The 14,260-nt window shown below is 52.2% G+C and carries 9 protein-coding genes and 2 pseudogenes; 6 read left to right on the forward strand and 5 right to left on the reverse strand.

The features are described 5' to 3' along the window. The first annotated feature begins 86 nt into the window (after window positions 1-86). Window positions 87-1,596, forward strand: a pseudogene (locus QE435_RS05360) (IS66 family transposase). A 77-nt stretch (window positions 1,597-1,673) separates the two neighbouring features. Next, on the forward strand, window positions 1,674-2,012 hold the full coding sequence (locus tag QE435_RS05365; RefSeq protein WP_349040520.1) for a hypothetical protein: 339 nt from the start codon (window positions 1,674-1,676) through the stop codon (window positions 2,010-2,012). 172 nt (window positions 2,013-2,184) lie between these two features. On the opposite strand, the gene QE435_RS05370 is transcribed toward QE435_RS05365, so the two are convergent. The 4 genes and pseudogenes from QE435_RS05370 to QE435_RS05385 form a co-directional block, all read right to left on the reverse strand. After that, entirely contained in the window at window positions 2,185-3,672 is a 1,488-nt protein-coding gene (locus QE435_RS05370) for a TolC family protein (protein ID WP_349040521.1), read from the reverse strand. 231 nt (window positions 3,673-3,903) lie between these two features. Then, window positions 3,904-4,609, reverse strand: a pseudogene (locus tag QE435_RS05375) (IS5 family transposase). A 567-nt stretch (window positions 4,610-5,176) separates the two neighbouring features. After that, window positions 5,177-6,076, reverse strand: coding sequence for a hypothetical protein (locus QE435_RS05380; RefSeq protein WP_349040522.1), 900 nt, complete (start codon window positions 6,074-6,076; stop codon window positions 5,177-5,179). A gap of 11 nt (window positions 6,077-6,087) precedes the next feature. Continuing rightward, complete coding sequence (locus QE435_RS05385; protein ID WP_349040523.1) at window positions 6,088-7,764, reverse strand: ATP-binding cassette domain-containing protein; 1,677 nt, start codon at window positions 7,762-7,764, stop codon at window positions 6,088-6,090. A 477-nt stretch (window positions 7,765-8,241) separates the two neighbouring features. On the opposite strand from QE435_RS05385, the gene QE435_RS05390 reads away from it, so the two are divergent. Continuing rightward, window positions 8,242-9,540, forward strand: a complete 1,299-nt coding sequence (locus tag QE435_RS05390) for an HlyD family type I secretion periplasmic adaptor subunit (RefSeq protein ID WP_309769876.1) — start codon at window positions 8,242-8,244, stop codon at window positions 9,538-9,540. A gap of 297 nt (window positions 9,541-9,837) precedes the next feature. Continuing rightward, complete coding sequence (locus QE435_RS05395; RefSeq protein WP_349040524.1) at window positions 9,838-11,304, forward strand: pilus assembly protein TadG-related protein; 1,467 nt, start codon at window positions 9,838-9,840, stop codon at window positions 11,302-11,304. Between the two features lie 30 nt (window positions 11,305-11,334). Here the strand turns inward: QE435_RS05395 and QE435_RS05400 are convergent, their stop codons facing one another. After that, entirely contained in the window at window positions 11,335-12,081 is a 747-nt protein-coding gene (locus QE435_RS05400; RefSeq protein WP_309769878.1) for a helix-turn-helix transcriptional regulator, read from the reverse strand. 340 nt (window positions 12,082-12,421) lie between these two features. Between QE435_RS05400 and QE435_RS05405 the strand changes: the two genes are divergently transcribed. Then, entirely contained in the window at window positions 12,422-13,912 is a 1,491-nt protein-coding gene (locus tag QE435_RS05405; RefSeq protein ID WP_349040525.1) for a hypothetical protein, read from the forward strand. A gap of 8 nt (window positions 13,913-13,920) precedes the next feature. Next, window positions 13,921-14,259 carry a PilZ domain-containing protein gene (locus QE435_RS05410; protein WP_309770620.1) on the forward strand — a complete coding sequence of 113 codons (339 nt, stop codon included), beginning with the start codon at window positions 13,921-13,923 and terminating at the stop codon, window positions 14,257-14,259. Window position 14,260 lies beyond the last annotated feature (1 nt).

Raw genomic sequence — 14,260 nt, forward strand, 5'->3', positions numbered from 1 at the left:
CAAAGGCAAATCGGCGCGGGATTTGGTAGCTTCCGGCCATGCTTGATGCCGCCAAACTTCCCGACGATGTTGTCGCCCTGTAGGCGATGCTGATTGCGGCACAAGCACGTGAGATGGCGAAGGACGTCGCGATAGCCAGTAAGGATGAGCGGATCGAACGGCTTGAGAAGCTGGTCGCAGCCTTCAAGCAGTCAGCCTATGGACGCAAATCCGAGAAGACTGATCCTGACCAATTCGACGCGGTGCTGGAAGACCTGGAGACGGCTATGGCCGTGATCCATGCCGAGGATGAGACGGACACTCCTGCAGGGAACAGGGTTGCCAAGCCACGTGGGAACAATCGCGGCTCCCTTCCAAAGCATCTTCTGCGTGTTGAAGAGGTAATCCAGCTGGAAAGCCTGATCTGCACCTGCGGCGGCTGCCTGCATCGCATCGGTGAGGATGTCTCCGAGCGGCTAGACGTGGTCCCGGCGCAGTTCCGGCTCATCGTCACACGTCGCCCCAAATATGCGTGTCGCGCCTGCACTGATGGTGTCGTTCAGGCCCCAGCTCCAGCACGGCTGATCGAGGCAGAGCTGCCGACAGAGGCCACCGTCGCCCATGTGCTGGTCTCCAAATATGCCGATTACCTTCCGCTTTACCGCTAAACCCAGATCATGAGCCGCAGGGCATTGATCTCTACCGCTCCACACTTGCCGACTGGGTCGGCGGAGCAGCTTTCGAATTACGTCCCGTCTTCGATGCGCTGATTGCCGACCTGAAGCGCTCAACCAAGCTGTTCATGGACGAGACCCGTCTCGCTTCTCGATCCCGGCTCGCGCAAAACCAAGACCGGATACTTCTGAGCGCTGGCGAGAGATGATCGCCCTTGGGGCGGCGGCGCTCCTGCGGGTGTCGCCTTCACCTATGCGCCCGGTCGTGAGGGCATTAATGCCAAACGGATACTGCACGGCTTCTCGGGCATCCTTCAAGTCGACGGTTATGCAGGATACAACAGGCTGATCGCGCCAGAGCGCGTTGGGCCGGACATTCGGCTTGCCTATTGCTGGGCACATGCACGGCGCAAGCTGGTGGAGATCACTCGCAATGGATCAGCATCGATTACCGTTAATGCCATTAAACGCATCGGTGAACTGTATCAGATCGAGGCCTACTACGGGGCCTTGATCCGGAGGCTCGCCTCGCCAGGCGACAAGGACGGTCTGCGTCACTCGTCACCGACATGCATACGCGGTTCGTCCATCAATGTGCCGGTGTTGCGACGAACTCCTCCTCTGCGAGGCTCTGGCCTACATTGCCAAATATTGGGATGGTTTGAAGCTCTTCCTGATCGACGGCCGGATAGAGATCGACAACAATAGCGTCGAGCGGACCATCCGGCCGATAGCCCCTAATCGCAAGAACGCACTCTTTGCGGGGCATACCGCAGGAGCCGAGAACGGAGCAATCATCGCCTCGCTCATCGAAACCTGCAAACTCAATGCCGTCGATCCGTTGGCCTACATGACCGCCACGCTCACCACCACAGTCAACGGCCATAGGCAGGGCCGGATCGCTGAATTGATGCCTTGGAATTATTCCACCACGATCCGCTAGACGGAAGTGCCTTCCTAAGGCGATAAAGCAAGGACACCGAATTGAATTGGTAAGCGGCTGGTGATCAAAGAATGCGCATGGAATTAACATTCCTCCTTTTGATGACGTCGGCGACGACAGTCATCGCACAGCAGCAGTTTGTTCCGCCCGAAAGGCAAGATGAGTACACGCCGGTAACATCAGACCTGTTTCTGGCTAACGCTTGCGCCAAACAACTAGGTTGGCAAGACATCTATTCACACGCCACCAATGCCTTCGTGACCTTCGCGAAACAGAACAACTTTCCAGACGCAGAGACTCTTGCGCGAACGACGGCCACCGAGATGGTCGAAAAAGTAGATGGCAGTCTGCAGGATGTATCTGACGAGAGCTGCGCTGCCCTTTCAGAGAGGGTGAAGGCGACCGCCAATCGGTAGCGGCGACCCGTAGACCAAGAAGCTGTGGTGTCCGAACATCGCTCACTACGATTGCAAGCTTGCCAAGCCTCATCACCGTAAAAACGGCATGAAGCTGGTCTAATGCTCGGCCTTCAGCAGGTGACGTGCTCTCAATAAATTAGGCCATTTAAAAGAGTTCAGATCAATCGGCCTACTGGATGATTTTTACGCCGGGCAAGCTTGAGCTATATTGCACCGATTGGGAGGTTGGCTGGTTCTTGTTAAAGTCGAGATGAGACTGAACTGGCAGGCCAAGGATAGCACGCACCAGCTGGCCCCTGAGTTGCAAGGCCCGAATTTCGGCCTCCATACGACTGTAAACCTGCCCTACGACATCGCTTTTCGCTTTGAAATAATCAGCTTGTCCATCGAGCAGTTCGAAAACAGACTTACTGCCGCTCCTGAACTGTTCGAGATTGAGATCGGCAACTTTCTTAGCTGCGGCAACACGAGCTTCGAGTGAACCTGAGCGCGCTCCATCTGTTGTCGTCACCCGCATTGCATTGCGCGAATCTTCCCAAAGCGAACGTCGCTCTTTCTCCAGTTTATAATGGGTAGCCTCAATGCGGCTCCTGATTTGATTCTGTTTTGCATTATTCAAGCCTCCATCAAAAACAGGAAGCCGCACCGTCACTAAGCCGTAGACGGCAAATTGATCATCGCCGTCCTCACTTGAACTCACATTCTGACTGGCTCGTACCGAGCCCTGAAGACCTATTGAAGGCAATTTTTCAGCCTTTGCTGACGCGAGTTGATACTCAAGCGAGGCAAGCTCCTGCTTGAGCGACGTGAGCAACGGATTTGCCTCTATAATATCGCGGTTAATCTTCTCTGGCTGGCCTTTAAGTGATTTCAGGATAGTTGGATCCACCTTATCGGCGTTTATCAATGTTAGATTTTCAAAAGCAGCAGCGGCATCCGCGCGTTGGGTCGTAAGGTCTATCAACACTGCCTTTGCATTTTCCAGCCGTGTCGTTATTCGTTTGACATCCGCAAGCGTTCCGTTGCCATTCTTCTCGCGTAACTCCACCAGATTGAGAATACTGCTGTGAGCTGCAATATTTTCCTGCGTTATTCTGATTTGGTCGTCGGCCTGCAGAACCTTTAGATAGGTCTTTAGCACCTGAAAAGCGACGTCTTCGGTCTTGGCAACGCGAGAGGCGGATGCGCTGGCATAAGCCATCTCAGCTCTGCTTATATCGTTCTTTGTCGCTCCGAAGTCAAAAAGGACCTGCTTCACGCCAATCGAAGCTTCCTTACGAATAGCGTCACCGCCCGGCGAGGGCCAAAAAATGTGCTGCGGGCCAGCAGACATGGATAAGTCGAGGCTCGGAAGTCTCGCCGCCTTGGCGGCCTCTATGGCGGCGCTTTGTTCTTTCTCTCGTGCGCCGGCAATCCCGACATCGGGATTGCTGTCGATCACCCTAAGAAGCACGTCTGCCAGGGTCAGTTTCTGGGACGATGATAGCGGCTTGGGAGATTCTGTTGAAGAACGCGTTATATTAGGTTTATGTGTCTCGTTGCATAGGCTTGCGGGCCTAGGATAGTCATCATCCACGACGCAGCTTTTCGGCACAGTATTGCTGCAAGATCCCAATACGAGCGCTAAAGAAACAATCGTGTAACTTAAAAAATTCATTCTTTGGACCCGCTGAACTTAATTCAGTGTTCGAGGCCGTCCTACGCAAAAAAATGGATGCCTATGTTAAATTTCAAGCTCTTCAAGTGCTGCTGCATGATTAGTCGAGCCTACGCTTTCTGCGGAGTCCGACATAATGCTTCGACACCAATAGAATCACCAAACTAATACCATAAATGGGGTAAAAATGGTAAACGAAATGTAAAGGTGGCCTAGGCTCGGGCTCGTAGATCAGAGCCAGAAGATGACTGCTGCTGCGATACATATGCTTGAGCAGAAGGTGTGGGCGCAGCGGTCGTATCGTGCATGGATACTGCGCCAACCCTTGAGCCGATCTTGTGGCGTTTTTTATAGAGCATCGGATCATGAGGGATGATCACCGTGCGATTTGTCCGTGATGGACTGCAGGCGGTGATTTTTCGTTTGACCAATGCGTCTCAAAATCAGTCGGCGTCGTAGCCTTTATCAGCCAGGGGGGTCTTGGCCTTAGGAAAGACGCCGATCATCTTCGGAGCCCCCTCATAGTCGCTCGTCTGCCCTTCGCTTAGAAGCAGGATGAGCGGGCCAGCCGTGGCCATCGCAGACAGCATGCAGCTTGGAGTTCAGGCCGCCTTTGGTGTGTCCGATACGTCTGGGAACATCCCTTTTTTAGCAGATTGGCTGCTGTTCAATGGGCCTTCAAATGGATGGCGTCGATCGTCAATTGCTCTGGCTCGCCTCGTTTGGCGATGAACTCGGCCAAAATCCGGTTGAATACGCCGGGTTTGCTCCAGCGGATGAAGCGATTGTAGATCGTCTTGTGCGGGCCGTATTCCCTCGGCGCGTCGCGCCATCGCAATCCATTGTGCAGAACGAAGATAATGCCGCTCAAAACGAACCGATCATCAACTCGCGTCAAGCCGTGAGACAAAGAGAAGCATGGCGCGATCCGGGGCATCTGCGCCTCAGACAACGACAGCAAATCACTCGTCGCGGTGCCCCGGTTCGATCCAAATGAATCAAAGCCGTAATACCAAGGAAAGCTATTTAATAGGTCCTGAGCCTAGTCGACCACGCCGTTAAGCGGCAAGCGGAGCCAATAAGGCGCTTTTAGTCTCAGCGTCCTCCAGAAACTTTGCCAAAGGATGTAGGGCTTCGAGACCCAAGTACGGATCCGGCAGGCTGCGGCAATGGCCGCTCAAGGAGCGATCGGACATCCATGCTGGGACTTCGAGACGTCGACCAGAATCAGAACCAGAAAGGCCGCAGTAGAAAGTGTGCGGCCCCCTAGACAGCGCCTCAAGGACATGAACAATCGCCTGGAACGGGGGGCTACTGATATAAAAGCTCGCTAACCTCGTTCCCGTTGGTGTTCTGTCTTAGCGTTGTATAACTATCCTCATTTGGGGAGGACAAGCGACAGACGCCTTTTGGGGCCTCACTCATAGCCTTCAAATCACTCTATGTTTGTCGGACCCAAGCATGGATTGCCCACGATGAATGCAGCGCATAGATGCGAGAAGCTTTACGGCTTGATGATAACGCGAACGGCATCCACCTCTTCGGGTGAAATCGATTCCCGGACCTTTATGATGATATTATCAGCTGCATAGCCGTTCTTTAGAAGTTCGGTTCTGGTTTGCATGGCGCGATAATAGGCGATGCGCCTGGCTTCGCTCACGGATCCGACTGTGGACTGCGCGAACGCTCTGACTTCTATGTTTTTGTTTTTCAAGCCTGCATGATCAGTCAAGTAAGTTTTGATGCTTTGGCTCGTATTTTCATCGATGCGGAACGATCCCTTGCTGAAGCCAAGGGTCAAGGCTGCATCCGCATTTTCCACCTTGATGGGTCCAAAGGACGGTTTGATCTCTTCTGAAGCAACCTCGATCTGTTCCTGATCATTGGTTCTTGCGCTGCGTACTGATAAGTTTGTCTCTCCCGCAACTTCATCGCTTTGCCGAACCCGGGTAGCCTGGGCGGCTTCCCGCTCACCGGCTGAGCCGGATGCTATGTCTTGTTGTGCCGGTTTAGAGACTTCAGGCGCGCTTCCCGGCGTTTGCGGCTGTGTGCTTGTTGTTTCCTCGGTTTTTGCGGCGCTCTTGCTCGTCTCGATGGCAATGGCTTGCTGCTGGCTGTCAGCGACTGGAGGTAAGGCCGCTTGCTCTTCCGCCTTATTCTCTGTCTTCCCATCGGGCTGGCTGGCTTCGGCGACGAGTGGCTCCGGTTGGGTATCGGTCGATTTTGTTTTGCTGTTGCGCTCTTTCTCAATCGCCTGTTCGACAGCGTTCTTCGTGACCTGCTGTGAGATGGCGAAGATCGATATCCCGAGGATAACCACCAGAAAGATCACGACCATCAGAATGTTGGAGAGAACGTCGACGAATCCCGCCCACGGATCTTCCTGCTTGTGCTTGCTTGCCATGACCGACCTTTTTACGCTGCTCTGGAGGCTTGCGCGATAATGTCCGAAGGGGTGCCATCAGCGACAATCGTACCGTTGTTCAGCCAGATAACACGGTTGACCAATGCGAGAAGCGGTGTGCGATGTGTGGCGACGATCAACGTCTTGCCTGCGATGAACGGCTTAAGGCGTGCAACCACGGCCTGCTCCATCTGGCTGTCCATTGCCGATGTCGGTTCATCAAGCGCAAGAATGGGCGCGTTGCGCACCAGTGCGCGTGCTAGGCACACCGCCTGTCGCTCACCTCCCGAAAGCCGGCGTCCTCCTCGCCCTACCTGTAGATCGTAACCTGCCGGGTGGGTTGCCACGATCTCCTGTACCCCAGATACCTTAACCGCTTCGGCAAAGGCGCGCTCATCGACATCCGCTATGCCTTTCAGGATGTTGTCGCGAATGCTTGCGTCAAAAAGGTCGCAGTCCTGCGGCATGTAAGCGATGTTTTTTCTGAGAAAATCGGGTGAAAATTGCCGTATGTCGTGACCTTCAAGGACGATATTGCCGTCGGATGGCAGATGGAGCCGTGGCAGAAGCTTCACCAATGAGCTCTTACCCGAACCGATACGGCCTATGATCGCCACTTTGTCGCCCGGCTGTATCTGCAGGTCGATATTGCGAAGCGATGCCGCGGGAGCCTCTGGATATCGCATTTCGACGGATTTCAGACTGATTGCACCCTTTAACGACGGCATCGAAAAATTCGGATCGCCGGGCTGCTCGGGGGGTAAGTTTGCCAATTGTCTTGCCAGAGCAAGCGATTCGACAAGGCTCGACATGCGCATGAAGCCTGTCACGAATGCAATGATGGGAGAAAGCGCGCGCCCGCTCAGCATCACGGCTGAAACCAGTGCGCCAACTGTCATATAGCCGCTCGCGATCATAAATACGCCGATCACAAGGGCGAAGACCGTATTTAATTGAATGACCGTATTGGCAATCTGGCCAGAGAGGTTTGTCGAACTTCTGCCAGACATCGAGCTTTTGGAAAGGGTTCCCATCATCCGGTACCAGTTCGTAAAAACCGATGATTGGGACGTGGTTATCTTCGTCGTTGCAAAGCCGCTTACGCTCTCCTCGATCAGCATCGTCTGTTGCACGTTGTTCTTCACTGTCGCGGCGTAAGCGCGTCGTGCTGCGGCATGCAGAACCACGCTCGCCGAAACGATGATGCTGGTCGCGAAAATCGGAACGACGACGACCCAATTGGCTGTGAATGCAATGTGAAGAAACAAAAGGACCACAAATGGCATGTCGACCAGAAGTCCGACGAGCAAAGCAGGTGCAAGCTGACATGCCGCTTCGACGGCGGACAATGCACTGGAGATTGTACTGGCGGACTTTGGAGCGTGATCGAGATCGGTTGCAAGAATCCGGGAAAATAGCTCCCGTTGGTTCTTGACGTTCAATTTATAGGCGATTGCCTCATGAACCCTATTTCGTAGGAGCCTGCTGGTCAGATCGATGATCAGGACGATGAGAAGGCCAAGTGTGAGCGCCCACAATGTCTCATATGCACGGTGAGGAATAATTCTGTCATAGATCGCCATGCTGAACAACGGCAATGCGAAGATGAAAAGATTGGATAGGATAGCGACCAAAAATAATTCGATTACCCTTCCCGATTTGATGACATCGCGGAAAATCGTTTTCATGCTGATGTCAAAAGTGTCCGAGACCACCGGCGGTGCTTCCGAGCGCGATGTGTTCTCTGATGGTCGGGAAAGGCTGATGATTGATCCCACATAGGCATGCGCTATCGCTTCTCGACGAAAATGTTCCGGACCATCTTTCCCGATCGTTTCCAATACGCCATCAGCCGTCACGCCCCTCACCGCGAGCCCTCTTCCATTCGATAATAGAAGAACACACGGAGCCATCGCCGGTGTGATGTCATCGAGTGCCAACGAAACGAGCTGCGGGTTTGGCGTCTTGGACCCGACCCTGTCCATGGCCGCCATCGCAGGCTCTCCGACGTCCAGCAGGTGACAACTTGATGTCTGTGGGTTGAGGTTAGTCTGGTCCAACGTCATTTTTAGGCTCTCCGAATAAGAAAAGTCTACTTCATTATTGTTATCGATTACTTAACAAATGGCATGATTAAATTAACCAAGTTTGTTAGGGCCTATAGAATGTTCGCAATCAGATCTTCATCCAAACGCAGCACGGATTCTGTTGACGAAACGGATCACGAGTTTAAAACCCATCGTGCGCTCATCGTTGTGTTGTTTGTTGGAACGGCGGCTCTACTCGTCTGGAGTTCGCTGACGACGCTGACTGGCGTTGCGCGCAGTACTGGGATGGTTGTTCCCTTCACCCAAAATCAAATCATTCAGCATCTCGAAGGCGGCATCGTATCCGAGATCGACGTGAAGGAGGGGGATAAAGTCGAGAAGAATCAGGTCCTGGTTCGTATTGAAGATGCGGTCGCCCGTTCCAATCTGGAGCAATCAATCACCACCTTGAATGCGAAACGTGCGGCGGTCTCGCGGTTGGAGGCCGAGATTTCCGATGCCTCGGAAATTGTTTTTCCGGAAGACCTCAGTTCCTCGCCCCAGATTCAAAATGAACTCGACCTTTTCCAGCAAAAGAAACAGCAGCACGTTGAAGAGCTTCTGTTGCTTGATGATAAGATTCGCCAGCAAGAAATTGCCTTGCAAGGGTATCGTCAGAGACTTGAAAACCAATTGAAGGAACGCGAGATTTCAGCCGAAAGATTGAAAGGCGTTAGCGACTTGCGCGACATGGGTGCAGCATCCAAGAGCGAAATGCTTCAAGCCATGAGCGCTTTTCAGGAAAACCAGACGAAAATTGACGACCTCAACCATGATATTCCGCAGACGGAAGCCGCTCTTAGTGAAGCTAAACGTCAGCGGACAGCGGCGTTGTTGAAGGTGAAATCCGAGGCCGCGCAGGAGAAAAACAAGTTACTAACCGAAATTGCGCAATTGCACGCGTCCATCGCTGGATTACAGGACAGAGCTTCAAGGGCGGAGGTTCGCGCGCCTGTTGCCGGCATTGTCAATAAAATGATGATCAATACAGTCGGCGGAGTTGTTGCGCCGGGCTCGCCGATCATGGAGCTGGTCCCAACGTCCGACGTGATCGCTATTGAGGCACAGCTTTCTCCGCAAGATCGAGCCCAGATATGGCCAGGAACGAAAGCTGTCGTAAAGATCACAGCGTACGACTATTCAGTCTACGGCGCGCTGCCTGCAGAGGTCGTCGAGATATCACCCGATGTCGTCAAAGAAAAGGATAAGGATGCGTATTTCCGCGTACGGCTGAACGCTCCGAATGTTCTTGGGGAAAAGCATCCCGTCATTCCTGGTATGATGGCAAATGTCGATATGATGACCCGTCAATACACTGTCTTAAATTACATACTCTCGCCGATTGTAAACACCATGGATCTGGCGCTTCGCCAATAAGCCAAGACTTGTTATTTCTTTTCAGTCAGGTTACAGATTAACTTTACATTAATAATCGAATCTAATTAATGGAGTAGATGGATAGTCTATTCTATTCAGAAATCTATTCTATTCTGTATAAGAAGCCAGCGGAGTTATTGGCCGGATGCTTGTTTCCGGAATAATGCTGCCAAATTATCAAGTCGTTTTTGCGCGTGATGGTGCAGATACTAGCCTTAATGAGCATGCAAGGCTTTCAAAATTCTGATCGGCACTATCATCAGGACGTTTGGATTAGATCGTGTTGGAGGTTGATGAGTGCGCCGTGTAATCCTCAAAGCCGCACGCGGCTCGAAGGCCCTACGAATACTGGGCGCTAACCTAGTCCGCCATGAGGCGGGATCATTCGCGATTCTTTCGGCGGTTTTGCTAAGTTGTCTCATCATTGCAGCGGGTTGTGCTATAGATATCAGCCGTCTTGTGAGCGCAAGGACGAATGCGCAGGTAATCGTCGACGCCGCCACCTTGGCTGCTGCCGCTTCCGTTAAGGACAGTGTCGTTGATCTTAAAACTATTGCAGCTCAGTATCTTAAGAACGGTCAGTCGTCGGATGCCGCCGCAATTAGGCTGACTGCATTTTCGGTGGACAAGAACAAAAACCTGGTGTCCGTCGAGGCGAACGGCGAAGTTCCAACGACTTTTATGAAGTTCGTAAGCATCAAAACTATGCCTTTTACCATCTTTGCACAGGCAAAACGGACAGGTCCACAAGCCGTGGAAGTGGTGCTGGTCCTAGATAACACTTGGTCGATGAACGGTGAAAAACTTGCCGCGTTGAAACAGGCAGCGCTAAACCTCGTCGCTATTGCTGAGAAAAACAATAAAGGGCGATTGAAGATAGGTCTCGTTCCCTATGCCGACTATGTTAACGTCGGTGTGCAGAACAGATATCAACCTTGGGTATCTGTTCGCCAAGACTACCTAGCTACGAACCCTCAGTCCTGTTGGATGGAGACAACCAAAACCGAATGCACACGAGGTCCTCAGAAATTCTGTACGCGTGTTGTTGATGGCATCCCGGAGAAATATGATTGCACCGAGTGGCAATGCGTAGCGATACCCATCACTCCGTACAGGAAATGTGTGGGCGGAGATACGATTCCCTATAAGTGGTACGGCTGCGTAGGGTCGCGAACCTCAAATGCACTTCATCTGAGTGATGAATCGCCGAGTATCCCCTATCCAGGTCTGCTCAACTGGAGGCAAAACTGCTTAAATCCCATCATTCCTCTTACCAGTGCGATTGACCTCATTCGCACGGAAATCTTGAAAATGGTGGTCCAGGTCGGTGATTACAGGCCAGAGACCTACATTCCAGCAGGGTTGGTGTGGGGTATCAATGTCCTGTCTCCTACGCGGCCTTTTACGGAAGGCGCAGCATTCAGTGAGGACAATGTAAACCCGAAAAAGGTAATGGTCCTGATGACCGACGGTGCCAACACATTGATTCTTGACAAGAGCACGGGCCAGCATGTGCATGCCACAAGCAAAACCCAACTCGCCAAAACCTATTCTGACATGCAGGCTTTATGTCTTTATGCCCGCTCAAAAAAAATAGACGTATTCACAGTGTCCTTCATGGTGTCTGAAGACGAAGGTCGAAAAGCAATGGCTGACTGTGCTTCCAATCCCCAGTATAATTTCGACGCGTCCACTCCTCAGGATCTGATAGCAGCATTTACCAAGATAGCGACGTCTTTTTCGAAAGTTATATTGGTAAAATAGAATAATTCGTCTTGCTGATGATCGTGCAGTTCATCCAGCTTGCAAAAGGCCTCGTTGTAAAGCCTCTATGATAGCACGAGTCCTATTCGTAGCGCCCAGTTTCTTTGTCGCTGTTTTTACATATGCGTTAACCGTCTCCCGCTGGAACCCAGTTCGCTGAGAAATTTGGTCGCTCGTCAATCCGAAATAGGCATGTTGCAGACATAGAAGTTCACCCTTAGTAAGCTTTAATGCGGACGCACCAAACTTCTCCATGATCGGACCCGTTACCGCTTGATGCGTGGCCTCAGCGACCACAGAACCAAAGTATATCTCGTCCGCGGTAAACACTTTTTCGCGCGCCAGCATCACTGCGCCAAATATGTTAGAGGTCGGCCCGATAGGAAACAGAACGCGGTTGTTGACCCTAAGTGCCCGCAAGAGATACCGAAGCCTTGTAGAAGTGATACCGCCAATATCGCTATCCTGCACGACGTCTCCGGTCTCACGGACGCGGGCTATCAGCGGATCAGTCATGTAGAGTCGTTCTGCGGTATAAGTTTCCACAAACGCCGGCGGAAGGGTCGAGTCGATCGACGTGAAATTTTCTAGGCGATATCCTTCAACATCGAGCCCGATGACAGCAATGAAGTCAAAATGGACGGCGCATCTCAGCCGGTCGACCAACTCAGTATCTTTTAATAACCTGACTTTCGCCAATGACGCGAGATCCGTGCTTTGATCGATCTCGCCATCATATCGACGCAACGCGGGTCGACGCCTCATAAGCTGCTGCATTAGAGAACTCAAAATTAAATTACCTCTAATGAATAGATCTAAGGCGATCTAACCGCCTAGACAATCCAAGACGAGTGGTCGAATGTCATCGATTACTTTTTAGAAAGTCTGCGGACAGTAACGGACTTTACCGGCTGGAACATCCAGCTGCGGCCTTTCGCGACTAAGGTTTCGAGGCCGCCAAGACTATACTCGGTTAGTGGCCGAGTATTGATGGTCAGGACGACTGATCAAGGTAAGGAATGAGGCCGACGACTGCAGTTCTGCCTTAGTTGAAAATTCCTGTTAACCTTTTGCTGCTACTTCTGGAGTCGAATTCCGATGAGTGTAGAGGCTGAAGATGAGTAACCGGAGTGAAGGGCAGGCGGACAACAGTAGCCGCGTCGTTAAAGTGGAATTAGCCAAGCAGTTGATCCTGATTGCTGTGATCGTGGCTATTGCCGTTTGGCAGCACCACTTCGTGATCCAGGCCGCATCAGCTGATATTTATATTTTCGCTCTGCTGTTCGGGGCAGCTATATTCGGTTTCTATAATACGATTCGGGGAACGTTCGGCCTGAAGAACGAGTTCGTCGCGCTATCTGCGCTCAAACAAATCTATGAGGATGCGCGCAGAGAGCGTTCTGAACCTGAAGATCATCGTCGTATCGTCAGCGAACGCATGACCAAGCCAAATGTAATATACAATCCGCCGACGGCTTTAGGCACAGCGCACAAACTTATATACGTTGAGTTGTTGCGCAATGGCACGTTGAGTATTCCGCCCGCCACGATGCAAGTCCTCGTCTCAGACCTGGAGACCAAGCTTGATGAGCGTCAGGGTATGACGCATTATCTTGGTGCTCTGATGGTCTTGTTGGGTCTGCTTGGTACGTTCATCGGCCTTATGCACACACTTGAGTCGGTCGGTGGAATTCTTGGAAGCCTTGACCTATCCGGCAATGGCGGAGCAGGTGCCATTGCCAATCTGATCGAAAGCCTGAAGCTACCCCTGGAAGGTATGGCGACTGGCTTCGGCGCGTCTCTCTTCGGCCTTATAGGCTCTCTTGTGATCGGTGTACTTGGCAAGTTTGACTCCAGAGCTGCCCATCATCTCCAGCACGACTTTGAAACGTGGTTGCGCAACACCGTTCAGATTGACGCTCCCCCTCAGAGTAATGGCGTTGTCGCAACATCGGTTGAAGGAGACGCCGCTGCCATTTCCACCAGCTGGTCCGCAGCACTCAATGTTGCGCGCAACACAGTTCTTGCGACATCCCGGATGATCGAGCGTCAGGGCGAAATGCAAGAAGAGCTAGAACGCCTTCAGGAAAAAGCTTCCGAAAGAGACCGGCGACTGGACCTGAGTTTGAGCCGAGCCGTCAATGTGCTGGAGGAAAGCCTGCTGAGGCAGACGCAGATGGCCGAGGGGCTGCAAGAGCTGCGCCAGAGCATGTTGGAGGCGAGTGGAGATTTTAGCGCCCTTCTCATGAAGGGAAAAGCCGCTTTCGATGCCCGGTTTACCGAGAACCGTCTGTTCCTCGAAAAAAGCGCATTACATGAAGGAAAGGTCGAGAGCACGATTGATGAGCTTGTCCAGCGCCTTTCGCAGGTTAGCGATCAACTTCGATCCATCGATGGGCGTGTTAGAAAAGGCTTTGAAAACCGGGTTCGCGATGCTGTGACGGAGCAGCAGGAAGAGCTGGTCGCTGATTTCAAGCACCTCGTTTCAACGATGCGGTTGAGGACTGAAGATGTCGCGACCATCAGAAAACTGTCGCAATTACTTCAGGAAGGCTCCACTTCCTCTGATGGCGACACCGTAACGACCATTGAAAAAGGAGTTGCTTAGTGGGCCTGATGATCAATCCTATTAAGGCGCTGTTGCGGAATAAATCTTACCGGAGACGGTTTGAGAGGTTCGAATGCAGCGTCCCGGCCTCTATCCACTTTCTGGAAGATGGATCGACGATTCGTGGACATGTCACGGAAATTTCGCAGGGCGGCCTGAAATTCAAACCTAATCAGACATTCATCATGCGCCGAAACGACGGGATGGTTCGTCTCGAGGCGGAATCCATTCGCATGGACGCAGTGATCAGGAATACCGTGGTGGACGGTTATGGTCTCGCTTTTGCACAGGAAATTGACGATCAGCAATTGAGCTTCTTCCTGTCTTTGAACGTTGAAACTGAGTAGA

Origin of the sequence: Agrobacterium sp. SORGH_AS 787, assembly GCF_030819035.1 — a bacterium.
GTDB lineage: Bacteria > Pseudomonadota > Alphaproteobacteria > Rhizobiales > Rhizobiaceae > Agrobacterium > Agrobacterium larrymoorei_B.

Coding starts and splice junctions, on each gene's coding strand:
- QE435_RS05380 (WP_349040522.1), bottom strand. CDS start 6,076: ATGGCAAGCAAGCACAAGCAGGAAGATCCGTGGGCGGGATTCGTCGAC.
- QE435_RS05390 (WP_309769876.1), top strand. CDS start 8,242: ATGTTCGCAATCAGATCTTCATCCAAACGCAGCACGGATTCTGTTGAC.
- QE435_RS05410 (WP_309770620.1), top strand. CDS start 13,921: ATGATCAATCCTATTAAGGCGCTGTTGCGGAATAAATCTTACCGGAGA.
- QE435_RS05365 (WP_349040520.1), top strand. CDS start 1,674: ATGGAATTAACATTCCTCCTTTTGATGACGTCGGCGACGACAGTCATC.
- QE435_RS05400 (WP_309769878.1), bottom strand. CDS start 12,081: ATGCAGCAGCTTATGAGGCGTCGACCCGCGTTGCGTCGATATGATGGC.
- QE435_RS05385 (WP_349040523.1), bottom strand. CDS start 7,764: ATGAAAACGATTTTCCGCGATGTCATCAAATCGGGAAGGGTAATCGAA.
- QE435_RS05405 (WP_349040525.1), top strand. CDS start 12,422: ATGAGTAACCGGAGTGAAGGGCAGGCGGACAACAGTAGCCGCGTCGTT.
- QE435_RS05370 (WP_349040521.1), bottom strand. CDS start 3,672: ATGAATTTTTTAAGTTACACGATTGTTTCTTTAGCGCTCGTATTGGGA.